21 protein-coding genes and 1 riboswitch are annotated in these 23,721 nt (G+C 37.5%); of the genes, 12 read left to right on the top strand and 9 right to left on the bottom strand.

What is annotated here, in order from left to right:
- The first annotated feature begins 22 nt into the window (after positions 1-22).
- Genes KTB61_RS13020 through KTB61_RS07070 form a run of 4 tightly spaced genes read left to right on the top strand, consistent with a single transcriptional unit; the run spans position 23 to position 5,352 of the window.
- Positions 23-1,750: a fibronectin type III domain-containing protein gene (locus KTB61_RS13020; protein WP_230973660.1), complete on the top strand. Its 1,728-nt coding sequence runs from the start codon at positions 23-25 to the stop codon at positions 1,748-1,750.
- Positions 1,751-1,810: 60 nt separating this feature from the next.
- Entirely contained in the window at positions 1,811-3,340 is a 1,530-nt protein-coding gene (locus KTB61_RS07080; protein ID WP_216697114.1) for an NEAT domain-containing protein, read from the top strand.
- A gap of 12 nt (positions 3,341-3,352) precedes the next feature.
- Complete coding sequence (locus tag KTB61_RS07075; protein WP_216697113.1) at positions 3,353-3,682, top strand: hypothetical protein; 330 nt, start codon at positions 3,353-3,355, stop codon at positions 3,680-3,682.
- Positions 3,679-5,352, top strand: coding sequence for an amino acid ABC transporter ATP-binding/permease protein (locus KTB61_RS07070; RefSeq protein ID WP_216697112.1), 1,674 nt, complete (start codon positions 3,679-3,681; stop codon positions 5,350-5,352). Before KTB61_RS07075 ends, KTB61_RS07070 begins: the two co-directional genes overlap by 4 nt.
- An 86-nt stretch (positions 5,353-5,438) precedes the next feature.
- Here KTB61_RS07070 and pflB read toward each other — a convergent pair whose 3' ends face one another.
- From pflB to KTB61_RS07055, 3 genes are all read right to left on the bottom strand, one after another.
- Positions 5,439-7,667 carry a formate C-acetyltransferase gene (gene pflB / locus KTB61_RS07065; protein WP_216697111.1) on the bottom strand — a complete coding sequence of 743 codons (2,229 nt, stop codon included), beginning with the start codon at positions 7,665-7,667 and terminating at the stop codon, positions 5,439-5,441.
- Positions 7,660-8,379 carry a pyruvate formate-lyase-activating protein gene (gene pflA / locus KTB61_RS07060; protein ID WP_216697110.1) on the bottom strand — a complete coding sequence of 240 codons (720 nt, stop codon included), beginning with the start codon at positions 8,377-8,379 and terminating at the stop codon, positions 7,660-7,662. Before pflA ends, pflB begins: the two co-directional genes overlap by 8 nt.
- Positions 8,380-8,497: 118 nt before the next feature.
- Positions 8,498-8,580: riboswitch (ZMP/ZTP riboswitch) on the bottom strand.
- Positions 8,581-8,644: 64 nt separating this feature from the next.
- Positions 8,645-9,445 (bottom strand): glycosyltransferase family 8 protein, encoded by an 801-nt coding sequence (locus KTB61_RS07055; RefSeq protein ID WP_075759815.1) that lies wholly within the window; start codon positions 9,443-9,445, stop codon positions 8,645-8,647.
- Positions 9,446-9,547: 102 nt separating this feature from the next.
- Here KTB61_RS07055 and spoIIR point away from each other — a divergent pair, with 102 nt between their 5' ends.
- On the top strand, positions 9,548-10,141 hold the full coding sequence (gene spoIIR / locus KTB61_RS07050; protein ID WP_216697109.1) for a stage II sporulation protein R: 594 nt from the start codon (positions 9,548-9,550) through the stop codon (positions 10,139-10,141).
- 66 nt (positions 10,142-10,207) lie between these two features.
- Here the strand turns inward: spoIIR and KTB61_RS07045 are convergent, their stop codons facing one another.
- Both KTB61_RS07045 and KTB61_RS07040 read right to left on the bottom strand, forming a co-directional pair.
- Positions 10,208-10,738, bottom strand: a complete 531-nt coding sequence (locus tag KTB61_RS07045) for a class I SAM-dependent methyltransferase (RefSeq protein ID WP_216697108.1) — start codon at positions 10,736-10,738, stop codon at positions 10,208-10,210.
- Between the two features lie 97 nt (positions 10,739-10,835).
- Positions 10,836-11,780: an AEC family transporter gene (locus KTB61_RS07040; protein WP_075759818.1), complete on the bottom strand. Its 945-nt coding sequence runs from the start codon at positions 11,778-11,780 to the stop codon at positions 10,836-10,838.
- A gap of 267 nt (positions 11,781-12,047) precedes the next feature.
- Here KTB61_RS07040 and KTB61_RS07035 point away from each other — a divergent pair, with 267 nt between their 5' ends.
- From KTB61_RS07035 to KTB61_RS07025, 3 genes are read left to right on the top strand one after another with little or no spacing between them, the layout of a single operon-like run.
- Positions 12,048-12,215, top strand: coding sequence for a hypothetical protein (locus tag KTB61_RS07035; RefSeq protein ID WP_158024885.1), 168 nt, complete (start codon positions 12,048-12,050; stop codon positions 12,213-12,215).
- Between the two features lie 32 nt (positions 12,216-12,247).
- Positions 12,248-13,735, top strand: a complete 1,488-nt coding sequence (locus KTB61_RS07030; RefSeq protein ID WP_075759819.1) for a sodium:solute symporter family transporter — start codon at positions 12,248-12,250, stop codon at positions 13,733-13,735.
- A gap of 18 nt (positions 13,736-13,753) precedes the next feature.
- A complete protein-coding gene (locus KTB61_RS07025) occupies positions 13,754-14,506 on the top strand; it encodes a creatininase (RefSeq protein ID WP_143249382.1) in 753 nt (250 codons plus the stop codon).
- A 75-nt stretch (positions 14,507-14,581) separates the two neighbouring features.
- Here the strand turns inward: KTB61_RS07025 and KTB61_RS13410 are convergent, their stop codons facing one another.
- Entirely contained in the window at positions 14,582-14,839 is a 258-nt protein-coding gene (locus tag KTB61_RS13410; protein WP_075759820.1) for an EamA family transporter, read from the bottom strand.
- The gene (locus tag KTB61_RS07015) at positions 14,806-15,333 is read right to left on the bottom strand and encodes a DMT family transporter (RefSeq protein ID WP_075759821.1); all 528 of its coding nucleotides are present in this window, start codon (positions 15,331-15,333) and stop codon (positions 14,806-14,808) included. The genes KTB61_RS13410 and KTB61_RS07015 overlap by 34 nt, the downstream gene beginning before the upstream one ends.
- Before the next feature lie 184 nt (positions 15,334-15,517).
- Here KTB61_RS07015 and KTB61_RS07010 point away from each other — a divergent pair, with 184 nt between their 5' ends.
- From KTB61_RS07010 to KTB61_RS06995, 4 genes are read left to right on the top strand one after another with little or no spacing between them, the layout of a single operon-like run.
- Entirely contained in the window at positions 15,518-16,876 is a 1,359-nt protein-coding gene (locus KTB61_RS07010) for a Wadjet anti-phage system protein JetA family protein (protein ID WP_216697107.1), read from the top strand.
- Entirely contained in the window at positions 16,873-17,529 is a 657-nt protein-coding gene (locus KTB61_RS07005) for a DUF4194 domain-containing protein (protein WP_075759823.1), read from the top strand. Before KTB61_RS07010 ends, KTB61_RS07005 begins: the two co-directional genes overlap by 4 nt.
- On the top strand, positions 17,480-20,830 hold the full coding sequence (locus KTB61_RS07000; RefSeq protein ID WP_216697187.1) for an ATP-binding protein: 3,351 nt from the start codon (positions 17,480-17,482) through the stop codon (positions 20,828-20,830). The genes KTB61_RS07005 and KTB61_RS07000 overlap by 50 nt, the downstream gene beginning before the upstream one ends.
- A 4-nt stretch (positions 20,831-20,834) precedes the next feature.
- The gene (locus KTB61_RS06995; protein WP_216697106.1) at positions 20,835-21,728 is read left to right on the top strand and encodes a DMT family transporter; all 894 of its coding nucleotides are present in this window, start codon (positions 20,835-20,837) and stop codon (positions 21,726-21,728) included.
- Between the two features lie 93 nt (positions 21,729-21,821).
- Here KTB61_RS06995 and KTB61_RS06990 read toward each other — a convergent pair whose 3' ends face one another.
- Both KTB61_RS06990 and KTB61_RS06985 read right to left on the bottom strand, forming a co-directional pair.
- Positions 21,822-22,184 carry a hypothetical protein gene (locus tag KTB61_RS06990; RefSeq protein WP_216697105.1) on the bottom strand — a complete coding sequence of 121 codons (363 nt, stop codon included), beginning with the start codon at positions 22,182-22,184 and terminating at the stop codon, positions 21,822-21,824.
- A 174-nt stretch (positions 22,185-22,358) separates the two neighbouring features.
- Complete coding sequence (locus KTB61_RS06985; protein WP_075759826.1) at positions 22,359-23,432, bottom strand: 6-phosphofructokinase; 1,074 nt, start codon at positions 23,430-23,432, stop codon at positions 22,359-22,361.
- Positions 23,433-23,721: the final 289 nt, after the last annotated feature.

Below are 23,721 nucleotides of genomic sequence, written 5' to 3'. Positions count from 1 at the left end.
ATATGCAGTTAAGGAGGATTTTATGAGAAAGATCACAGCAAAAATAGCTGCCGGGGTTTTAGCACTTATGATGGCAGTTTCAACAGTTCCAGAATCAATCAATGCTTTTGCGGGAGAAAATGTGGTAAATGAATTTGGCAAGGCCGGGGGAGAAGCTTTTCTGGCAGGAAATGGAGCTGCACAAACAGAGGTGACTCCAGGAACCTACAGCGTTGCAGTTAAACTGCAGAAATCAGGTACAGATATGGAAGTAGAAGACTATTTTAGTGATGCATACACATCTATGGCAGGAAGCTGTATTAATGGACCGGCAGTCCTTGTAGTACATAAGGATGGGACGGCAACTGCAACATTAAACCTGACATCAGTAAGTATGGGACCTATAACGGCATGGGCATCTGAATGGGTAATTGCTCAGGATAAAACTTACACAGAGTCAAAGGCAGTAAGAGTTGATGAGGTAACAGAAGAAGGAAATCCAAGTAAGATTAGTTTTAAAATTCCGGATATCAGTGCAAACGGTGTGTATGTCTCAATGAACACAGGCGGAAATCATGCGAATAAAGCAATATTTGCCATTGATTGGAAGAATATTCAGAAGACAAGTGATGACACAAGTGATTCTTCCAATGTAGAGGGAGAAGATAATGAAGTTTCTTTACAGGATGGTGTTTACAAGATCAGTGGACAGATGTTGAAAGTTGACAAAGAAAGTTTATCTATGTCCAATGGGGCAATCGATCATGATATGAAACTGACAGTCAAAGATGGTAAAAAAATGCTGACTATGAATTTTAAAGGGTTGACAGTGGCAGGACAGCTTGGCTACCTGGATCAGCTAAAATATTTTCAGACTGGATATACATTGGATCAGTATGGCAATCCACAGGGAATGTTATCTGATGTGACAGTAAATACTTATCAGAAAAATGAAGATGGAACATTGGTCAGTGACTCTTTTGGTACCAGTTATCCGGCAGAAATCACATTTGAATTAATTCCAGAAGCAGAAAAAGATGGATATGTACCTCTTCAGATGGTTGTGCCTGTAATGGAGGCGATATCTGCAGGAACAGGTACACAAACGGTGTTCTTAAAACTGGATTGGACATCACTGAAAGAATGGGTAGAACTCCCAGATGTACCGGAGAAGCCAGCACAGCCGGTGGTTACAGTGAAGACACCGGCAGTTCCGCAGACTGTGAAAGCAGTAAGTGCTACGTACAATAAAGTAAAAATCAGCTGGAAAACAGTAAGTGGAGCAACAGGATATGAAGTATATCAATATAATCCCAAAACCAAAAAGTACAGTAAAGTGGCAACTGTGAAAGGAACTTCATATACAAAAACAGGACTGACAACAGGAACCAGTTATACTTTTAAGGTTCGTGCCTATACAACAAAATCTGGAAAAACAGCCTATGGAAGTTATTCTAAATCAGTATCAGCAAAACCAGCTTTAGCAAAAGTCACTGGTGTGAAGGTAAAAAATTCATCTTCAAAAGCAGCGAAAGTCACATGGAAAAAAGTCAGTGGAGCCAGTGGATATGAAATTGTTCGAGCTACAAAATCCAATGGAAAATTTAAAAAAGTAAAGACAATTACTAAGGGAAGCACTGTGACATATACCAATAAAAAACTGATCAAAAAGAAAAAATATTATTATAAAGTCAGAGCCTACCGTAAAGTTGGAAAGAAGAAAGTATACAGTAGCTATTCCAGTAAAGTGAAAGTAACAATTAAAAAATAAAGCCAAAAGAACAAATCCATTGGTTGATATAATCAATGGATTTGTTATGTCAGGAGAATTATGAGAAATAAAATATTTGCAGGTATAATAAGTGGAATTCTAGCATGCATGATTTTTTTATATGGAATTCTTTCTTTTACAGGGCATTTGGTATCTGCCAATGAAAAAATTCTTTCCAGTGGTACTTATTCCGTTGATGGAATATTAAGAAGTGCCACATCTAATCAGGCATCTATGGGAAATGCAGCTATTGCAAAACCAATGCAGATTATTGCGGATGGAGATAAAATCTATCTGAGAATGGAGTGCAAGGCTTTGACAACCAGCCTGGGAACCGCTCAGTTTACCGGGTATCTGGGAGCTTTTCATTATTTTCCAGGTTGGAAAGGAGGAAGCAGTGGTTATGAGCTGCCGAAAAATGAAGCTCCAGTGGCAGCATCGGTGAAATCTTATTATAAAAATGTGTATGACAAGTATAATCATCCTCAAACAGGAACCGATGCAAAAGTGAAAGGAAAGCTGTATCCCCAATATATGACCATACCTGTAAAAGAAAGAGAAAGTGAAATCTGGATGCAGGTATACGTTCCAGTAATGGAAGAAATCAGTAAAGGAAGCGGTTTGCAATATGCAAGACTCCAGCTTGATTGGGATACATTAAAGCAAATCAGCACGGAAATACCAGAAGATATGAAAGAAGAGGAAGAAGATTCAACAGATAAAGATAGTCTTCAAAACAGCAGTACAGACAGCAGTAAAAACACCAGTACAAGCAGTAGTAAAAACACCAGTGACAAGCTGGATGTAAATGATTTAAAAGATGGAATATACTCTGTTTCTGGGCAGATGCTGAAAATAGACAAAGAAACCAGGTCCATGGCAAATGAGGCAGTTGGACATACCATTAAATTAGCAGTAAAAAAAGGAAAATATTATCTGACACTGGATTTTAAAGGTTTGGAGATTAATTCTCAGTTTGGATATTTAAGCAATTTAAAATATTTTATATCCGGATATTCTCTGGATCAATATGGAGCACCAAAAGGATCGGTAAAAGAAGTTAGCATAGATTCATATCAGAAAGATTCAGAAGGAAATCGTGTCAGGGATAGATTTGGAACAAATTATCCTGATAAAGTAACATTTCCATTAATAAAAGAAGCTTTGTCAGATGGATATGTTCCCCTTAAAGTATTTGTTCCAATTATGGAATCTATTTCTTCAGGAAGTGGAACCCAGCCTGTATTTTTGAAACTGGACTGGTCAACATTAAAATCTGTAACAGGTGAATCGGTATTCAAAGATACGGATAATACAAGGAAAGGTTTATCTTCTGGTGGTCTGGGAAGTTCTTCTTTAATTGCAGGAACAGGAAATTTAAAAGCACCGCTATCTTCTGAAACAATAATCGGGGATACTCAGGATATGTTGAAAAGCAGTGATAATTCACAAAGTATCATAGAAATTTCAGAATCAAATACTGTCAGTACAGAGGAAGGCGAGACACCAAATGCTGCATCGTCTGTCATCAGTATTTTAGTATCGTTGGCAGGAATGTTTTATAAAGGAAAAAGCAGAGGCGTGTTTTAATGGAGGAAGGTTATGAAACCAGGAAATATAGCACTAAAGTTTTTTACAGGAATTCTGGTAGTAATGTTGTTTACAGGTATGTGGACGGATGCTTCAGTGATTATTAAAGCAGCTGGCGGAAATGTGTATGTTATTTATCAGCTGGCAAAAACAAAAACTGTTCTGCTGACCTCACACCGATTGTCTAATGTAACTGGATCAGACTGTATTTATATGCTGTCAGAAGGGGAAATCAGAGAAACAGGAACCCATGAACAGCTAATGAAAATGCAGGGGAAATATCAGCATCTGTATAACAGCCAGCAGGCGTTAGAAAACTATGGAAAGGTGGCACATCTATGAAAAAAGAAAGGAAAGGAAGAAGAAGCACTATAAAGATCATGGCGCAATTGATCGGATTGGTTTATCCGCTTCTTCACATTATGCTGGCAGCGGTCATATTTGGTGTTGCAGGATATCTGTGTGCTATTTTTCTTACAATTTTTGCAGGACAGGTACTGGTAGACGGATTTGGTACAGAATCTGTGATCCGGTTATTTGGAATTATGGTTTTGGCAGCGGTTTTTCGTGGAATGCTTCATTACATTGAACAATACTGTAATCATTTTATTGCATTTAAATTGCTGGCAATTATCCGTCATAAAGTATTTGCTGCATTGAGAAAACTATGTCCGGCTAAATTAGATGGAAGAGATAAAGGAAATTTGATTTCTATTATTACTACTGATATTGAATTACTGGAAGTATTTTATGCCCACACGATTTCACCGATTGCAATTGCTTTGATTACATCTGTTATTATGGTCGTTTTCATTGGAAGTTATCATTTGCAGGCAGGATTGTTTGCGCTGGCAGCCTATTTTGCTGTGGGAGTTATTGTGCCTGTGTGGAACGGGAAGCGCGGGGGTATGAAAGGAATGGAATTTCGTACCCGATTTGGAGAATTAAATAGTTTTGTACTGGATTCTCTTAGAGGTTTAGATGAAACTATTCAATACGGACAGGGAAAAATCAGAGAATGTCAGATGACAGAACGTTCAGAAAAACTGACCAGTATGCAGAAGGATTTGAGCAAAATGGAAGGTGTACAAAGGTCATTGACAAATTTACTGATTTTGTTATGTTCTTTTGGAATGCTGTTTTTTACCTTATCTTTATATCAAAATGGGGAAATGAATATAGATGGAGTTCTGACCTGCACAATTGCCATGATGGGATCTTTCGGACCTGTAGTTGCATTGTCCAGTCTTTCTAATAATCTGAATCAGACTTTGGCAAGTGGAGAAAGGGTTCTTTCTCTATTGGAAGAAGAACCGGTCGTAGAGGAGATACCGGGAGAAGACAGGCAGCCCGAAGAATTTTGTGGTGCAGAAATAGAACATGTATCTTTTGCATATGAAAATGACCAGATTTTAAATGATTATTCTCTTACTATGGAACCTGGAAAAATTGTTGGTATTCATGGAGTGAGCGGTTCCGGGAAATCCACGTTGCTGAAGCTTTTAATGCGGTTCTGGGAAGCAGATAAAGGAAATGTTCTGGTATCAGGACAAAATGTAAAAGAAATTCCAACAAAAAATCTTAGGGATACCCAATCTTATGTGACGCAGGAAACCCATGTATTTCATGACTCTATTGCAAATAACATTGCAATCGGAAAGCCTAGAGCCTCCAGAGAGGAAATTATAGAGGCAGCAAAAAAGGCTTCGATTCATGATTTTATTGCATCTTTGCCAGAAGGTTACGACACAAAAGTAGGAGAACTGGGAGATACATTGTCTGGAGGAGAAAAGCAGAGAATTGGAATTGCAAGAGCATTTCTTCATGATGCACCAATGCTTTTGCTGGATGAACCAACCAGTAATCTGGATTCTTTGAATGAAGGAATTATCCTGAAATCTTTAGAAGAATCTTGTAAGGAAAAAACAGTTGTCTTAGTATCTCATCGAAAGTCAACCATGAGTATTGCAGATAAAGTTTTTCATATGTCTGCAGGACAAAAAAATAAATAATACATGAAAACAGCCGGCAATAAAAAATATCGCCGGCTGTTTTCTACTATATAGTTATTAAAAAAGGAAATTAGCATTAATAAAAATTACATACTCTGATGGAAAGTTCTGCTGATTACTTCTTCCTGTTGTTCTCTAGATAAACGATTGAAGTTTACAGCATATCCAGATACACGAATGGTCAGTGTCGGATATTTTTCTGGATGATCCATGGCATCAATTAATGTTTCTCTATTTAATACATTTACGTTTAAATGATGTGCACCCTGTACAAAATAACCATCCAGGATGGCTGTTAAGTTTTCTTCTTTCTGTTCCTGAGATTTTCCAAGAGCATCTGGAACAATAGAAAATGTATTGGATACCCCATCCTGACATACACTGCGGTAAGGAATTTTGGCAACAGAGTTTAAAGATGCCAGAGCACCGTTTTTATCACGTCCATGCATTGGATTTGCTCCTGGTGCTAAAGGCTCTCCTAATTTACGTCCATCTGGAGTTGTACCTGTCTTTTTGCCATACATAACATTAGAAGTAATGGTAAGCGCAGATAATGTATGGATTGCATTTCTGTATACCGGATGTTTCTTTAATTGGTCAGAGAATGTTGTAACAATGTCTACAGCTAAATCATCTGCACGTTCATCATCATTTCCGTACTTTGGAAATTCTCCTATGGTCTCAAAATCCACAGCAATACCATCTTCGTTGCGAATAGGTTTTACAGTTGCATATCTGATTGCAGATAATGAGTCTGCAGCAATAGATAATCCGGCAATACCATATGCCGCAATTCGTTCCATATGCGTATCATGAAGAGCAAACTGGCTTGCTTCATAGGCATATTTATCATGCATGTAGTGAATGATATTAACGGTATCTACATATAATTCAGCAACATATGCCAATACTTTTCTGTAGTTTTCCATTACTTTATCATAATCCAGAATCTCATCGGTAATCGGTTCAATTCCAGGGACAACTTCCGTACCATATCTCTCATCTTTTCCACCATTAATAGCATATAGAAGAGACTTGGCAAGGTTGCATCTGGCACCAAATAACTGTGTCTGTTTTCCTACTTTCATTGCTGATACACAACATGCAATAGCATAGTCGTCACCGTAAACAGGACGCATAACATCATCATTTTCATACTGAATAGAATCTGTATCAATTGAGACTTTAGAGCAGAAGCGTTTAAAGTTTTCCGGTAATTTTTCAGACCAGAGTACTGTCAGATTCGGTTCAGGTGCTGTTCCGAGATTATATAATGTGTGAAGGTAACGGAAAGAATTTTTAGTTACAAGAGGTTTTCCGTTGACTCCAACACCTCCAATGGATTCTGTTACCCATGTTGGATCTCCGCCAAATAACTCATTATATTCAGGTGTTCTTAAATGACGTACCAGACGAAGTTTAATGATAAACTGATCTACAAGTTCCTGAGCTTCGGCCTCAGTAATGATACCCTTTTGAAGATCTCTTTCAATATAGATATCAAGAAAAGTAGAAGTACGTCCAAGAGATGTTGCAGCACCGTTGTTTTCTTTGATTCCTGCAAGGTATCCCATATAAGTTGCCTGTATAGCTTCTTTTGCACTGGAGGCAGGTTTTGAAATATCAACCCCATAAGAAGCGGACATTTCCTTGATTGCTCCAAGAGCACGAATCTGTTCAGATACTTCTTCTCTTAAACGGATACGTTCCTCTGTCATCTGACCGTCCAGTTCAGCCAGATCTTTTTTCTTTTCTTCTACTAAATAATCAATTCCGTATAATGCCACCCGGCGGTAATCACCAATGATACGTCCACGGCCATATGCATCCGGAAGACCGGTTAATAATCCGGCATGTCTTGCCTTTCTGGTTCTTTCAGGGTAAGCATCAAATACTCCTTCATTATGAGTTTTACGATACTCATCAAAATGTTTGTCGATTTCCTGGTTTAATTTATAGCCGTACTGTTCCAGAGAACTTTTTGCCATTCTTTTTCCACCGTACATATTTACCATACGTTTTAAAGGTGCATCGGTCTGTAATCCGACAATAACCTCGTTTTCTTTATCAATATATCCGGGTTTGAAGTTTGTGATGCCGGAAATAATGTCTGTTTCTACATCAAGAATACCTTTTTTCATTTCTTCCAGAAGCAGTTTTTCGCATTTATCCCAGACCTTTTTTGTTTTTTCAGTAGGTCCGACTAAAAACGAATCATCTCCAGTGTATAAGGTATAGTTTTTCTGAATGAAATCTCTAACATTAATTTCTTTATTCCATTTTCCTTCTCTAAATCCATTCCATTGGCTAAGCATGATCATATCCTCCAAAATATTTTGATTGTAAATCCATTGTTTTTTCTTTATCCATTGCAGGAACTCCATCTAAAGAGTAAGGAATTCCCATAACTTCATATTTGTTTTTGCCAAGCAGGTGGTACGGCAGCAGTTCGACTTTCTCAACATTTGGTATGGTGCTGATATAAGTTTTAAGATTTTCCATATGCTCCTGGCTGTCTGTGATTCCAGGAACAACAACATGGCGAATCCAGATAGGTGTTTCGGATTTTTCCAGTGCTGATAAAAATTCCTGAAATCGATCCATGGTGCGTCCTGTCATTTGTTTGTAATCAGTTTCGCTGACATGTTTCAAATCAAGAAGCACCAGATCTGTATACTCAAGAATTTCATCGTAACTGCCCATTCCATAGCCTGCAGTATCAATACAGGTATGAATATTTTCCTGTTTACAAAGTTTCAGAGTTTCCAATAGAAAATCCGGCTGCATCAGAGGCTCTCCTCCTGAAAAAGTAACTCCGCCGGTGTTTTTGAAATAGGGTTTGAAACGAGATATTTTTTTTACAAGTGTCTCAGGATCAGTAATTTCACCACTGTTAAATTCCCATGTATCAGGATTGTGGCAAAACCGGCATCTTAAAGAACATCCTTGAAAAAATATAACCGTTCGAATCCCCGGTCCATCTACCAATCCCATGGATTCCATAGAATGGACTCTGCCAACTGTCATATTTGACCTCCTTATATAAAATAAAATTTTAAGAAACAATGCCTGGAAAATGTGTATGAAAGATACGTCTGATGTGACTTTAGATATTGCTGATAAAATAAAAAAGCCGCACCTCCAGGCAGGTTGCCCAGACGGTCGGCTTGTTAATGATCATACTTCATGTGGTTGATTCCACTGATTCCGTCAGTCATATGACCTTGTATTCATAAAATACTACAGGGGGATAGTCTTCGTCAACCCCTATTTTAAAAAAAGTAATGACAATTTATAGCATATCCTGTTCCATTTCATGATAAAAAATATCCAGATTTCCTACATAGTCTTTTTTCCATGGCTTATTTTTTCCGTAGTAATGGATGATCACAGCATTGTTTCTAACCCAGTCAAGAGATTTATCTGTAAGAACTCCAGTCATATGGTGGGTCAGTAAATATTTTTCTCCAAGATTATAGATGGAGGCATCCACAAGTTTGGTCTGGTTTCCATAAAGAGCCGTAAAAACATCCTGATCTGGAAGAAGAAGCCTCATTTTATTTTCTTTGATAAAAGAATGAATGTTATTCTGATTATGTTCCTGTCTTAACTTTTTAAGATTCATCAGCAGAACACCAGTGTTTATATAAGGAGTGTCCTCTTCTAAACTTAAGCGATGTTCATTTAGTTTACTGAAAAATTTCTGTACATGGGTGGTTGCCACAAAGATATGATTGTCAAAATCTATATGATACAACTGATCCAGCGGATTGATAATAATCATATCAGGATCCAGATAGAGAATTCTGTCAAGATTATCAGGAAGGAGTTCTGCAGCAAACAAACGGAAGTACATTTCAACGGGATAGCGCTTGGATGTTGGACAATCCTTTAGATAAGATTCAGGAAACGGAAGAAACGTCATCTGATATCCAGAAACAGAATGTGCAAGGATATCCTGGTTCTCCCATGTAAGGTTCTGGTAGATTATATAAAAATGGATCTGGGAAGATGGATTGGATTTTATAATAGAATGCAGCATGACAGTACAGGGACGTACATAGTTGTCGTTGAGAGTAAGCAAGATATTCATAAGTTGACCTCCTATAAATGATAAGATAATTTTAACATTTTTCTATAAAAAATTAATGAACTGGATATGAATAAAAACTAAAAAAAAGGGCATCTTCTAGTCATGAAGAAAAAAAAGATGTTTGCCGGAATGGCAGTGATAGGAATAATCCTGACCGCCGGTATTTGGAAATGGAATTATTCTCAGACAAAAATCAAAGAATGTCTAAGAGATAACATTATAAGATTTCATATCCGGGCAAAAAGTGATGATGAAAAGGATCAGAGAAATAAACTTTCTGTTCGAGATGCAGTCATTGCCTACATGAGCCCTTATATGGAAAATGTCAGAACAAAAGAAGAAGCAGTCAGAATCATTAAAGAAAACAGGAAAGGAATAGAAAAGACAGCTAATAAAGTATTAAGACAGTGTGGAGAAAAAGCTAAAGTGAATGTCTATCTGACCACGGAAGAATTTCCTAAGATCAATTATGGAAGTTATGAATTTCCGGAAGGAATCTATGATGCTCTGCGAATTGATATCGGAAAGGCGCAGGGACATAACTGGTGGTGTGTTATGTTTCCTGATTTATGTGTTACAAAGGATGATGAAATGGAAATTAACCAGAAAGCTAAAAAAAAGATGAAAAAACTTTTAGGAGAAAAGACAGTAAAATCTCTGGAAAATCATTCATATTTTCAATGGCTGTGGAAATAAAAAAGAACGATAAGAAAATCGTTCTTTTTTGTTACAGGAAAAATTGAAGCGTACCTGTCCGCTTTTCTATAATGGTTTTTTTGCTGAAATAAGAAGCAGCTGTTTTTTCTTATATACCCGGAATTTGGTCAGACCGGCCTGTTTGAAATAATCCAGAATCTCATAGGTTGAATGATATTTGTTCTTTTTAGAAGGAATAATATAAGACGGAATATTACAAATCAGTCGAATGAATTCAGGCAAGGCGAGTTCGCCGATATAAAGTCTTCCACCAGGTGCCAGAACACGGGCAGCTTCTTCGATAAATTTTTGAGGATTTTCAAACTTGTGGAAATCATCACATACAGTAATGATGCGGAACATATCATCATCAAAAGCAAGAAAATCGCTATATCCAGTGTCAATATGCAGTTCAGGATATGTATCATTGGCAATTCTTACGGAATCCTCAGATGAATCTGTACCATAGCCTTCTGCGTCACGCCATTGGGTTAATTCGTACAAAAATGTTCCATCTCCACATCCAACATCCAGGATGTTATCTCCATCTCTGACACATATTTTTTTAATCATTTCATTTCGTAAAGCTTTTTTCATAAGAGACTCCTTTCGTACGATAGTAAAGTATTACGTACAACTTTTCAAGACCCGCTCGCGAGTCATCTCACATCTAATATATTATTATAACAGAAAATCAGATATATGAGAATATCCTTAAAAGATATACCCACATGGTTAGGCTGATAGATGAAAGTGCAGTTGCCAGTACAACAATACTGGAAGTAAGCACATGGTCATTGCCCATTTCTTTTGCCATGACATAACAGCTGACAGTGGTTGGAGAACCAAGCATGATTAAAATGGCAATCAGACCTTCGTTTCGGAAGCCAAGATAAATGGCCACAGGAAGGAACAGAGCCGGGAGAATCCATAATTTCGTAATAGTTGCGACAATTGTAGGCTTTATTTTTGCCAGGGCTTTTCGCCCTTCAAATCCTGCACCGACACAAAGCAGTGCCAATGGACTTGCCATAACTGCCACATTGTTAATACATTTATCAATCATAACTGGAAAATCCACACTGAAAAATGAAAAAGGAAGTCCAGCCAAGATTCCTAAAATAATCGGATTTTTTGCAATATTAATAAAAGCGGATTTGATGGACCCGGTGCCTTCTTTGCTATTTTCTCCGCGAAATGTTAAAACGATAACCGAATAAATGTTATATAAAGGAACACTGCCGACGATCATTAAAGGTCCCATGGTGGAATGACCGTAAATATTTTCAATAAATGCAATTCCAAGAATGGCGGCACTTCCCCGGAAAGAAGCCTGTACAAAGGCTCCTATAATTGATTTATCCTTGATAAATATTTCTGCAAGAAGCCAGATGCCCCAGAACATCAGAGAAGTTACGATCATACAGTAGAGAAAATATTTTAGCTGAAAAACTTCACGGATAGGTGCTCCTGAAATATCACGAAAAACAAGTACAGGCAAAGCGATGTTAAAAACAAATTTGTTTGCAGTTGAAATAAATGAATCGTTAAACCAGCCTTTATTTTTTAAAAACCATCCCAAAAAGATCAGAAAGAAAATCGGAATGGTAGAATTTAAACTAAAAATAAAATCACTCATTTGTAAAAAACCTCCTCGGGGATTATAGCATAAAAAGATTCAGTGTTAAAGAATGGATATGCAAGAACTTGTTGGTAATGGACAAGAATAGAAAAGAGATTTTGTACAGAAAAGATAAATTTAATGTATAATATTAAAGTTGGGTTGACTTATAGAAAGTAACGTGGATATAATGACAGCATCAAAAGAAAAACACATTCAATAAACAAAGGAGTTTATACAGAGATAATCTGTGTGAACTCCTTTTTTTGTTTTCAGCAGGAAAGGATGGGAAGCGTTATGATGACATGGCAGATTATGATGGGAGCACAGTTGATTTCAATGGCTGTTTCAACAGCAGTAGTAGTGGTATTTATGTTAAAGAAAGAACCATTAGATAAAGAAGTAACAAAAGTATCAAAAAATGGTGTATCTGCAGACACAATGACTGCATAGATGAAAATGTTTACTGAACAGGGAGGACAAAAATGACATTACAACAAACATCAGTGATTTTTTTCATAGGATTTTTAATATTTGTAGGATTGGTAGCGTTTATATCCGGTAAGTTAGGAAACAGAACTACCAGCGGATCAGCAGACGTAGATTATTATCTTGGAGGAAGAAGTACTCCAACAGTAGTACTGGCATTTTCATATGTAACGTCATCTATCAGTGCAGCCTGTTTTATGGGAGACCCTGGTATTATGTCGACGGTAGGGTGGCCTTATTACTGGGTTGTAATTGCAGTAATTCCAGGATTAATCATTCCGGCGGTTTTGCTTATGCCTAAAATGAGAATGCAGGCTGAAAAACTGGGATCTCTTACAATTCCGGAATATCTTGGGGATCGTTATAAAAGTGAGACTTTAAGATTGATTATTGCAGGGGTTATTTCTGTTTTTTATATATTTCCTCTGGTTGCACAGTTTAAAGGAGCAGCGGTATTACTGGAATCCTTTACTGGCATTTCATTTAAGGCAGGCCTTGCAATTATTTCTGTAGTTATTGTATTTTATGTTATTGTAGGTGGTTTAAAATCAGTGGCATGGACAGATTTTGTGCAGGGATTGCCAATGCTGGTAATCAGTGTAGTGCTGGTTGTACTGTCTCTGAAAGCAGTTGGAGGGTTTAATGGTCTGGAAATGAAACTTGCAGAGATTAATCCGGATATGCTGAATATTGTACAGGCGGAAGCATCTGATGCACAAATGTCTTTATCTGGAGTCATCGGTAACTTTATGTTCTGGTGTGTGATTTTTATCAGTCAGCCATATTTATGTTCAAGATTTCTTGCAATTCCAGATATCAAGAGAAAGACTATCGGTACATTTTTAATTACAGCTTTGATTTTAAGTTCTGTTTATAATAGTTTTTATCTTTGTGGACTGACAGGACGTGTATTATTCCCAGATGTTCCAGCAGATTATTTAACAGTAACCATGGCGAAAGAAATGCTTCCTACATGGGCAGCAGCACTAATGATGATTGGTATTTTTGCAGCAATGATGTCAACAGCAACATCTGTTCTTCTGGTAGTAGGGCAGGCCATCGGGCGTGATTTTTATTCAAAGACTATTAATAAAAATGCAACACCGGAACAGGAAGTTCTGGTTACAAGAATTGCGGTTATTGTAATTGCAGCAATTTGTTTTGGATTTAATTTCGTAAATCCGCCTGAATTTTTAAGTGTTGTACTATACCTTGGATTAAGCGGAATAGGATCATGTATTGGTGTTCCATTATTTTCAGCAATTATTTCACAAAAATCTACAAAAGAGGGAGCCATTGTTTCAGCCATTGCAGGTCCGGTTTCTTACCTGGTATTTAACTATGGTATGGCAATAAACTACTGGTTCTCATGTTTGTTAGCGATTCTGGTGTCAGCTATCTTTATGATTGGAATTTCAACATATATCAATCATAGTCAGAAAACTCAGAATGGATATAAAGCTTGTGTGGATCCAGTAAAATAGCAAGAAAGGAGACAGGAAATGTCATATTATATGCATGAAATTACATGGCCGGAATTTGAAAAAAAGAAAGATTCGGTTGTTATATTACCAATTGGAGCAACAGAACAGCATGCTCAGCATTTGCCTCTTTGCACAGATGCAAAAATAGCAGAAAAGTTTTCTCATTATCTGGCAGAGCAGATAGATGGAATTATTATGCCAACATTATCTTATGGATATAAATCCAAACCACTAAGCGGTGGCGGTCCATTGTTCCCTGGAACCATTGACTTAAATGGAAAAACAGTGATTGATATGGTATATGATGTCTTGATGGAACTGGTGAAAGATGGATTTACAAAAATATTTATCATGAATGCACATTTTGAAAATGAAGCATTTGTAGTAGAAGCTATGGATCTGGTTAACAGGGACACAAAAGGGGCGGCAACTATTGTCGAATCTAACTGGTGGGATCCAATGCCGGAAGATGTGATAGATAAAGTTTTTGATGAAGTCCCGTTTCCAGGCTGGGCGTTTGAACATGCAGCTGTAACGGAAACTTCTCTGATGATGTATTTTGCACCGGAACTGGTACACTTCGAACGTGCAGTAGAAGCACCTCCTACGGTGGCATTACCTTATTTCCGTTATCCGCTGTATAAAGGCGATGTACCGGAAAGCGGAGCTTTGGCAAGCAGTGTTTCATCCAGTGCAGAACGAGGCAAGATTATTGTTGACAGTGTAATACCGGAACTGGTGAAAATTTGTAAAAAAGAATTTGATATTTAGATAGAAAATAATATACAATACTGAGTTTCATTGTTTTTGATGAGACTCAGTATTTTTCATAACTGGCATATATTTTTAAATCTTACCCGTGTGATTTGCTAAATATGTTCCTGTTGTAGCCATAATTCCAGCTATCAGATATTTCCACTGGAAAGCTTCTCCCAGAATAATACACGAAAATACCACTCCGAAAACAGGAATGAACGCATTAAATATAGCTACCTTACTGATAGGATGATTTGCAAGAAGAGAATTGTATACGCTGAAACTTATTGCTGAAATGAGTGTTAATGCAATGATCAGAACGATTCCAAGTACGGACAGATTCCACATTTTTGCAGGATAGATAAATATCCAGGTTCTACATTCATAAGTATTATTCCACCAAAACCCAGAATACACCCCATTGCTTTATATACCGTCATTCTGTCATCAGCAAAAATCATACATGAAAGAAGGATTAAAAAGAAACTTCCCATAGAGTCAATGATTGTATCTCTTGAGCTGGGAATATATCCTAAACCAATGTATGAAAATAGATAATGCAGGGATGTGTTAATAAGTGCAAATAATAACAGCCATCTCCAGATATTTTTATTTATACGACTCCTAGATACCAGCTTTTTTCCTGAAATAAGTAACACGAGTAATCCTGAGAAAAGGAAACGAATTCCAGCGAACAGGATCTTGCTGCCTAAATCATTGGCTTCAATTCCAAGTTCCCTATATCCAAGCTTAATAAACGGATATGCAAGTGCCCATAACAATGCACATAAAAGTGCAAGTACCGGCATCATTTTTTTATTTTTATATATTTCTGAACACATTTTTACATCCCCTTAAAAAAATACCAAATTTCAAGCTTCAATAATTATAACAAGAACACACAAGAAAGCAAGGCTCTGCTTTCCTATAAGCAGGATGGGACTTCTTCGTGTGGCTTTTGTACATTTTTACCGGTTATGTTATGATAGTCAAAGTAACCTTTTGCTTGAGAGAAGGAGAGCATTTATGAATTTTGCTTATGATATTCCGGATTCTTTCTGGAGCCTGTTTCGTTCGGTGAATCGGGAATCGTATATGGAAGCCTTATTGAAAATCAATGAGGAGTATGAATATAACAACTACTATTTAAGTAAAGAAGTCTGCCTTCAGGTTTTAAATGACTGGAATGAAGGGAAACGGATCTGGCTGAGTCCGGAAGAGTTTGAAACGGAAACAGATCTTTTAGAGACACCGCCCAACCGTATTTTAAATTGGCTGATTCGGACGGGCTGGCTGAAAAAACTAGAGGATTTCGGGACCTTGACAACTAATATTATTATTCCGGATTATGCAGCGGTTTTTCTAAATGCGTTTGAAGAACTGATTCATCCTTCCATGGATGAAACCAATATTTATATTCAGAATGTATATGCCACCTTGTTTTCATTTAAAAATGATCCAAGGATGAATCTCAGTATGCTGAAAACTGCCATGGTTAATACCAGAAGGCTTAACAAAGCGCTGCAGGATATGCTTCACAATATGGATCAGTTTTTTGACCGTCTATTAAAACAGAAGTATTATGGAGATATACTTTCCGAGCATCTGGAAGGCTATGTGGAAGAAATTGTTAAGAAGAAATATCATATTTTAAAAACCAATGATAACTTTTATTTGTATAAGATGGATATCAAAAAGTGCCTTAAAGAGATGCGGGAAGATTCGGTATGGCTTGAAAGAGTACAGGCAAAGGCAGAAGCTGAAGAAACAAATCAGGAAGATGTTCTGGATATGCTGGATACTATTGAACGAGGCTTTGATGATATTGAACACCGAATTTCCAATATGGATAAAGAACATTCCAAGTATATTCGTGCAACCGTGACAAGAATGAATTATATGCTGAATGGAGAATCAGATATGAAGGGATTGATGATTCAGCTGTTAAAACATTTGGAGGATGGTTCAAAGTCGGAAAAACGATTACAGGATGTTGGCAACCGGATGAATCTGTCAAGTTTTGAAATTCTCTCTGAGAAATCACTTTATAAACGAAGGAAACGAAAAGATTTTGCCAGCGGTATGGAGGCAGAAGAAGAAAATAAAGAACTTTCCAGAGAAGATGTATTGAAGATGAATAAGATACAGACGCGTTATACCAGGCAGGAAATTGAGGAATTTCTTGAACAGTATATGAAAGAAGATCATCTGGATGTGAAAGATATATCTATTGAGGATGATGAAGATTTTGAAAAGCTGATTCTGGCATATGATTACTGTACCAGAAGAGATAGCAAATATAAGGTGTTGGAAAGAGATGATAAACAGCTGGATAATGGAAGATACCGATATCCGGCATTGACATTTGTGAGGAGAAAAGCATGATATCATATTATGAACAGCTGATGGATGATGAGAAAGAACAAGTTACCCGGGTCATCCGCCTGTTGCAAAAACAGACTTATTTACTGGAAAGAAAATATGAAAAGCGTTCCGGAAGACTGATTTACAACAAAGATTATCGGATTGCGGGATACCATCAGGATTTTTTAAAAGAGTATTTTCAGATTGCGGGGATTGAATTGAAAGAAAATATCCATATGGGTATTTTGTATCTGCAGGGAGAAACTCTTCTTGGAGAAAAGATTCCAAAACTGGCAACATTATACCTGCTGATTTTAAAACTGATTTATGATGAACATATGGCGGAGGCTTCCACCAGTGTGAGTATTTATACAACTTTAGGAGAAATCCATCAAAAGATAGGAGAATTTCGTCTGTTAAAAGCTCTTCCATCCGTGACAGAAATGCGCCGTGCCATTGCACTGCTGAAAAAATACCAGATGATTGAACCGCTGGATGTACTGGAAGAACTGAGTGAAGAAACCCGGATGCTGATTTATCCATGTGTGAATGTGGTGCTTTTGGGAGATGATGTGAGAGAATTAGTTGATAGTTTTACCAAGGAGGATGAACGTGGATACGAAGATGGAGAAGAAACAGACGTTCAAAGAGTTATCGAAGATTTGTCTGAATAACTGGCATTATATTGACCGAAAAGTTTTGTCTTTAAATGAAGGGATTAACTTTTTTACCGGACATTCCGGAAGTGGGAAATCTACGGTCATTGATGCTCTTCAGATTGTTTTATATGCCAATACGGATGGACGTGGATTTTTTAATAAAGCGGCAGCAGATGATTCTGACCGCAGCCTGATTGAATATTTACGGGGAATGGTTGCCGTCGGGGATCAGGATCAGATTACTTATTTAAGAAATAAAAATTTCTCCAGTACTATTGTTCTGGAACTTACTCAGACGGATACGGAAGAGAAAGAATGTATTGGAGTTGTGTTTGATGTGGAAACTTCAACCAATGATATTTCCAGACTGTTTTTCTGGCACAAAGGTGGTATTCCTGAAAATCATTATCGAAGAGAAGAGAGGACCATGGCAATTTCGGAAGTACGTCAGTATCTTCAGAAAAATCGAAAACAAAATGAATATTATTTTGGTACCAGCAATGAACGATTCCGTCGTCAGTTATATGATATTTATCTGGGCGGCCTGGATATGGAAAAATTTCCGAGACTTTTCAAACGTGCCATCCCGTTTAAAATGAATATCAAATTAGAAGAATTTGTGAAAGAATATATTTGCATGGAGCAGGATATCCATATTGAAGATATGCAGGAAAGTGTCATGCAATATGGGAGAATGCGAAAGAGGATTGAAGATACTATAAAAGAGACGGCCAGACTTCAGAAAGTTCAGGATAGTTTTGAAATCTTTGAAGAGAAGAAAAAAGAGCAGGATTACTGCCAGTATCGGATTGATAAGTTTGAAACATTAAAACTCCGGGAAGAGCTTAATCTTTTACAGGAGAAAATCAAAGAAGGAAATAAGGATTTACAGGTTCAAAAAGAAAATGAACAGATTCTTCTTGAAAAACTGGAACAGCTATCCAGGGATTATGATGAACTGGTCGGACAGATCGCAGGTAGTGGTTATGAACAGATTATGACCAGAAAATCAGCCGTGGAGGAGTTGCTGGCTCCGCTGGAAAAGGATGTGACCAGATGGAACCAGACTGCCGGTGAATTGAAAAAATGGTGTGAGCTGGATATTACACCGAATCAGGCAATATGGGATATTGAAAAATTTGAAAAGTGTGAAATTACAGAAGAAGAGATTAGAAGGCTCCAAAGAACTTTATCTATGCTTCGAAAAGAAACAGAGGAAGAGCGTCAGGAAAATGCATCTGCCCTTCGTGCCATGAAAAAGCAGGAAAAAACCATTACGGAAGAGTTAAAAGAGCTTCGAAAAGGAAACAAGGCTTATCCCAAAGAAGTATCTGATGCAAAATATGAATTACAGACAAAATTAAGTGAACAGTGTGGTACTTTTGTAAAAGTGCATGTATTGGCAGATTTACTGGATATAAAATCAGAAATCTGGCATAAAGCGGTAGAGGGATATCTTGGTTCCAATAAATTGTCTTTGGTTATTGAGCCTGCCTATGTGCGAAAGGCAATGGATATTTATCAGAAGATGGATCAGAAAAAGTACTGGAGGATTTCTATTGTAGATACGGAATCCATTGAAAAAAGTCATCCAGAGGCAGAAAGAGGAGCTTTATCAGAAGAAGTAATAGCAAAAGAAACCTATGTACAGAAACTGATAGACTATCTTCTTGGTCATGTGATGAAATGTAATTCTGTTGAAGAACTTCGTCAGTGCCGCGTTGGTGTTACGCCGGATGGAATGCTTTATAAAAATTATCAGTTAAAGCATCTGGATCCAAAGCAGTATACGAGAAATTCTTATATTGGAGAAAACAGCCTGCGGCAGAGAATCCGTCAGTTGGAGGAGGAAAAAGAAAAACTTCTGGAACAGAAAGAACCTTTAGAAAAAGAAGTTTTACAGGCCGGATATGTTTTAAATCTGGAATATTTATCTCATCTGGCAGAAGAGTATCTGGAGTGGCAGACGGCTTTCCAGCGAGTGCGAGATAAGCAGGAGGAACTGGATGATTTACAAGAACAGCTGAATCAGCTAAAAGAAGGATCTCTGAGAGGGCTGGAGGAAGAAAAAGAACGAAACCGGCAACAGCAGGAAGCCAAAAAAGATGCATTGAATCAGCTGAGAGAATCTATCTGGTCTATGGAAAATGAGTTACGGGAATATGAACAGCAAAGTATTGATCAGAATGAGGCGCTGGTTCAAAAACAACAGGAATTTGTTCCAAATGGTGAATATGAACAGCGGTTCCAGAGAGAAATAGATGGTATGAAGAATCCGGATTATGAAAGACTTGGTAATCTGGCAGTCCGGAAGTTTTATGATGCCGGAACAAAAAAAGAAGAGAAATACCGGGAGCTGGTGGAAGTCCGCAGTGACTATCTGCGAGAATATCCAAATCGTACATTTTCTGCAATTGCGGAAGACAATCAGGATTATGAAAAACTGTACCAGCAGCTATCTTGTGATCATTTGGAAGAATACCGGGCTAGAGCTGCCACACAGGCAAAAACAGCGGTAGAACATTTTAAAGATGACTTTATTTATAAAATCCGAAGTGCGATTCGGGAGGCATATCAGCGTAGAGATGAATTAAACCGGATTATCAGCGGGCTGGATTTTGGAAAAGATAAATATCAGTTCCGAATTACCAGAAACAAAGGAGCAGATGGAAAATATTATAAGATGTTTATGGATGATTCTTTAAACATTGATCCGTTCATGCTAAATTCCTCTATGGAAAATCAGATGAATTTGTTTACCATGAATCATGAGAATCAGTATGGAGATTTGATGAATGAGTTAATTGAAATTTTCATACCTCCAGAGGGTGCAACTCCGGAAGAGCTGGATGAGGCAAAACGAAATATGGAGAAATATTCAGATTACCGTACCTATTTGTCATTTGATATGGAGCAGATTATTGATGGAGAAGAGCAGTTGACCATTGGACTTAGTAAAATGATCAAGAAAAATTCCGGAGGAGAAGGACAGAATCCACTTTATGTGGCACTTCTGGCAAGTTTTGCACAGGCATATAAAATTAATCTGTCTCCAAAAGTCCGAAGAAATCCAACCATTCGTCTGGTTGTGCTGGATGAAGCATTTTCCAAGATGGACGCTGAAAAAGTTGCAACCTGTATTGATCTGATTCGAGGACTTGGATTCCAGGCAATCATTAGCGCAACCAATGATAAGATTCAGAATTATCTTGAAAATGTAGACAAAACCTTTGTCTATGCCAATCCAAATAAAAAAAGTATTTCCATACAGGAATTTGAAAAGAAAGAGTTTGGAAAGCTGATGGGGGAAGAGTAGAAAAATGAAAAAGTCTGCAAAAGGAATGTGTTTTTTTATTATCGGGGGAGCCTGCTGGGGTTTGTCTGGGATTATGGGAAAATATTTATTCGATGCAAAAGGGTTAAATGCCATGTGGCTGGTAAATATAAGGCTGCTTTTAGGCGGATGCTTCATGTTGCTGATGGCATTTGGTTTAAGAAAACAAAGAATATTTGATGTATGGAAGGGGAAAGAAACTGCTGGAAAACAATTGATATTTAGTATTTTTGGAATGGCTGCCTGTCAGTTATCTTATTTTTTGGCAGTACAATATTCCAATCCTGGAACAGCCACGGTGCTTCAGTATATTGCTCCGGTATTAATTCTGGTGTTCTGTTTAATTGTGGAATGCAGGTTTCCAAGATTATTGGAGATTACAGTATTGGCATCAGTCATGACAGGAGTGTTTTTGCTGTCTACACATGGAAATATTCATGAAATGGTCATGACCAGACAGGCATTGTTTTGGGGCCTGATTGCAGCATTGACTTGTGCATTCTACAGTATTCAGCCGAAAAGCTTATTAGAAGAATTTGGATCATTGGAAACTGTGGGATGGGGAATGCTGATTGGCGGAATCTTTCTGATTCCATTTGTGAAAATATGGGAAGTGCCTGGAGTCTGGGACATTCAGACTTTTGCTTCAATGGCTGGTGTGATATTGATAGGAACAGTTATTGCTTTTGGGTGTTATCTTCAAGGAATTTTAATCCTTGGACCGGTGAAAGGAAGTGTCTTCGGATGTGTGGAACCATTGGTTGCAACCATATTTTCCGTATTGCTTCTGGGACAGGCCTTTGAAGGAATGGATGTACTGGGGATTGTATGTATTATTGCAGGGGTCACTGCCCTGGCGGTGTTTGGTGAGAAAAAATAAAGATATGAAACCGATAGAGATTGACAGGGTTAATTTCTGTCGGTTTTTTTAAGGAATAATGATTTAGATTTCTAATTCATGCGACTATTTTAACTAAATATTAAGTGCCAAAATCAAGTGTACTATAAGAAGAAAGGTAAGAATAACAGAACCAACTCTATGCATCTTCATCCATGTTTTTTTATGATTTTCCTTATGAATACAAGTAAGGCATACATATAAAGCACTACCAAATAAAAGGATACCTGAAATGATTGGCGCAATATGGCTCAGGCTTATTACAAGCGAAATAATTCCGTGTGCTAAGCCGGTTACAAACATTACAATAGCAAATGATCTATGTAATTTGCTAAATGTACGGTTCAGTTTTTTAATACTACTTTTTCTTGTTACGAATTTCATCAACAGCAATATACTAAAGCCAAATGAAATCCATGCTAACCAATGTGATACCATTTATTATTTCCTCATTTCCTGATTGCTACAACTTCAAATTTTGTCATGTTTTCCCTTATCGGATATCATAATTAACGGTAATGAGGATTACCGCATAAAAAGGGACCATCTGTACTTATGATTTGATATCGTTAGTATGGATGGTCCTGCTTTTTGTTTATTAGAGTTATCTGATTAATCTCCAAAGCTGATTCCAATGATTTTAGCTTCTTTAATCATCTTGCAGTCTGGATCTACATATTTCAATTTGCCTGCAACTTCTTCCAATGGAACAGGTTCTGTTTCTCCGTTTTTAATAGCAATCATATAACCATATTTTTCTTCCAGAATCAATTCTGCAGCAGCAGCCCCGACTCTGGTTGCGATGACACGGTCATATGCACAAGGAGAACCACCTCTTTGTGTATGACCTGGGACAGTAACACGAACTTCACGATCTGTTTTGCTTTCAATCTGTGCAGCCAGTTCATAGGCAATGGATGGATATTTACGTTCTGCCAGTTTCGCTTTGTACTGTTTTTTCTTCAGGGCAGCATCTTCTTTGGAAATGGCACCTTCAGCAACAGCAAGGATTGTAAAATGTTTTCCTGATTTTGCACGTTGCTCAATGACATCTACAACTTTGTCAATGTCATAAGGAATTTCAGGAAGCAGAATAATATCCGCACCACCGGCAATGCCTGCATGTAAGGTTACATGGCCAACTTTGTGTCCCATAACTTCAATGATAAATACACGGCTGTGAGAAGAGGCTGTGGTATGGATGCAGTCGATGGTATCAGTTGCAATATCAACAGCACTCTGGAAACCAAATGTCATATCAGTTCCCCAGAGATCGTTATCAATCGTCTTTGGAAGTGTGATAACATTTAATCCTTCTTCCCGAAGCATATTTGCAGATTTGTGTGTTCCGTTTCCGCCGAGAATAACAAGACAGTCCAGTTTTAATTTGTGATAGGTAGTTTTCATAGCTTCAACCTTATCCAAACCATTTTCATCAGGAATACGCATTCGTTTAAATGGCTGTCTGGATGTTCCAAGAATCGTACCACCCAGGTTAAGAATTCCTGAAAAGTCATTTGGTGTCATAAGATGGAAATTTCCATAAATTAATCCTTTGTATCCATCTTCAAATCCGTAGATTTCTAAATCGTCTCTTTTTACACTTAATCCTTTAATGACAGCGCGCATTGCTGCATTCAGTGCCTGGCAGTCACCACCGCTAGTTAATACTCCAATTCGTAACATATATTCATTCCTTTTCTTATATTTTAATGTATAATAGTATCATAATGATTTATTTTACCATAAAAAGAATAGAATATATATGGTATACGGTAAATAAAATGTGAAATGTATGTAAAGTATTCGCAAAAACCAGATGAATTTTTGGTGGAGAATTAAAATCAACGATTGACGAAACACTGGTTCTGGTGGTAATATAAATCCATGTGAAAATAGCGATGATGGAGACAGTATGTATACTGCGAACGTAAGAGCGAATCTGTGATGGTGTGAGACAGGTATTAGTAGAGTA

This window comes from Anaerostipes faecalis (assembly GCF_018982945.1).
Taxonomy (GTDB): Bacteria; Bacillota; Clostridia; order Lachnospirales; family Lachnospiraceae; genus Anaerostipes; species Anaerostipes faecalis.
This window is presented reverse-complemented; position numbering and strand designations above follow the sequence as displayed.

What these genes read in the sequence shown, in the direction of transcription:
- KTB61_RS07015 (WP_075759821.1), bottom strand. Translation starts at nt 15,333, where the DNA reads ATGTGTTCAGAAATATATAAAAATAAAAAAATGATGCCGGTACTTGCA.
- KTB61_RS13410 (WP_075759820.1), bottom strand. Translation starts at nt 14,839, where the DNA reads ATGTGGAATCTGTCCGTACTTGGAATCGTTCTGATCATTGCATTAACA.
- KTB61_RS07040 (WP_075759818.1), bottom strand. Translation starts at nt 11,780, where the DNA reads ATGAGTGATTTTATTTTTAGTTTAAATTCTACCATTCCGATTTTCTTT.
- KTB61_RS07080 (WP_216697114.1), top strand. Translation starts at nt 1,811, where the DNA reads ATGAGAAATAAAATATTTGCAGGTATAATAAGTGGAATTCTAGCATGC.
- KTB61_RS07005 (WP_075759823.1), top strand. Translation starts at nt 16,873, where the DNA reads ATGATATCATATTATGAACAGCTGATGGATGATGAGAAAGAACAAGTT.
- KTB61_RS07045 (WP_216697108.1), bottom strand. Translation starts at nt 10,738, where the DNA reads ATGAAAAAAGCTTTACGAAATGAAATGATTAAAAAAATATGTGTCAGA.
- KTB61_RS07025 (WP_143249382.1), top strand. Translation starts at nt 13,754, where the DNA reads ATGTCATATTATATGCATGAAATTACATGGCCGGAATTTGAAAAAAAG.
- KTB61_RS07070 (WP_216697112.1), top strand. Translation starts at nt 3,679, where the DNA reads ATGAAAAAAGAAAGGAAAGGAAGAAGAAGCACTATAAAGATCATGGCG.
- KTB61_RS07000 (WP_216697187.1), top strand. Translation starts at nt 17,480, where the DNA reads ATGGAGAAGAAACAGACGTTCAAAGAGTTATCGAAGATTTGTCTGAAT.
- KTB61_RS07030 (WP_075759819.1), top strand. Translation starts at nt 12,248, where the DNA reads ATGACATTACAACAAACATCAGTGATTTTTTTCATAGGATTTTTAATA.
- spoIIR (WP_216697109.1), top strand. Translation starts at nt 9,548, where the DNA reads ATGAAGAAAAAAAAGATGTTTGCCGGAATGGCAGTGATAGGAATAATC.
- KTB61_RS07075 (WP_216697113.1), top strand. Translation starts at nt 3,353, where the DNA reads ATGAAACCAGGAAATATAGCACTAAAGTTTTTTACAGGAATTCTGGTA.
- KTB61_RS07010 (WP_216697107.1), top strand. Translation starts at nt 15,518, where the DNA reads ATGAATTTTGCTTATGATATTCCGGATTCTTTCTGGAGCCTGTTTCGT.
- KTB61_RS06990 (WP_216697105.1), bottom strand. Translation starts at nt 22,184, where the DNA reads ATGGTATCACATTGGTTAGCATGGATTTCATTTGGCTTTAGTATATTG.
- KTB61_RS06985 (WP_075759826.1), bottom strand. Translation starts at nt 23,432, where the DNA reads ATGTTACGAATTGGAGTATTAACTAGCGGTGGTGACTGCCAGGCACTG.
- KTB61_RS06995 (WP_216697106.1), top strand. Translation starts at nt 20,835, where the DNA reads ATGAAAAAGTCTGCAAAAGGAATGTGTTTTTTTATTATCGGGGGAGCC.
- pflA (WP_216697110.1), bottom strand. Translation starts at nt 8,379, where the DNA reads ATGACAGTTGGCAGAGTCCATTCTATGGAATCCATGGGATTGGTAGAT.
- KTB61_RS07035 (WP_158024885.1), top strand. Translation starts at nt 12,048, where the DNA reads ATGGGAAGCGTTATGATGACATGGCAGATTATGATGGGAGCACAGTTG.
- KTB61_RS07055 (WP_075759815.1), bottom strand. Translation starts at nt 9,445, where the DNA reads ATGAATATCTTGCTTACTCTCAACGACAACTATGTACGTCCCTGTACT.
- pflB (WP_216697111.1), bottom strand. Translation starts at nt 7,667, where the DNA reads ATGCTTAGCCAATGGAATGGATTTAGAGAAGGAAAATGGAATAAAGAA.
- KTB61_RS13020 (WP_230973660.1), top strand. Translation starts at nt 23, where the DNA reads ATGAGAAAGATCACAGCAAAAATAGCTGCCGGGGTTTTAGCACTTATG.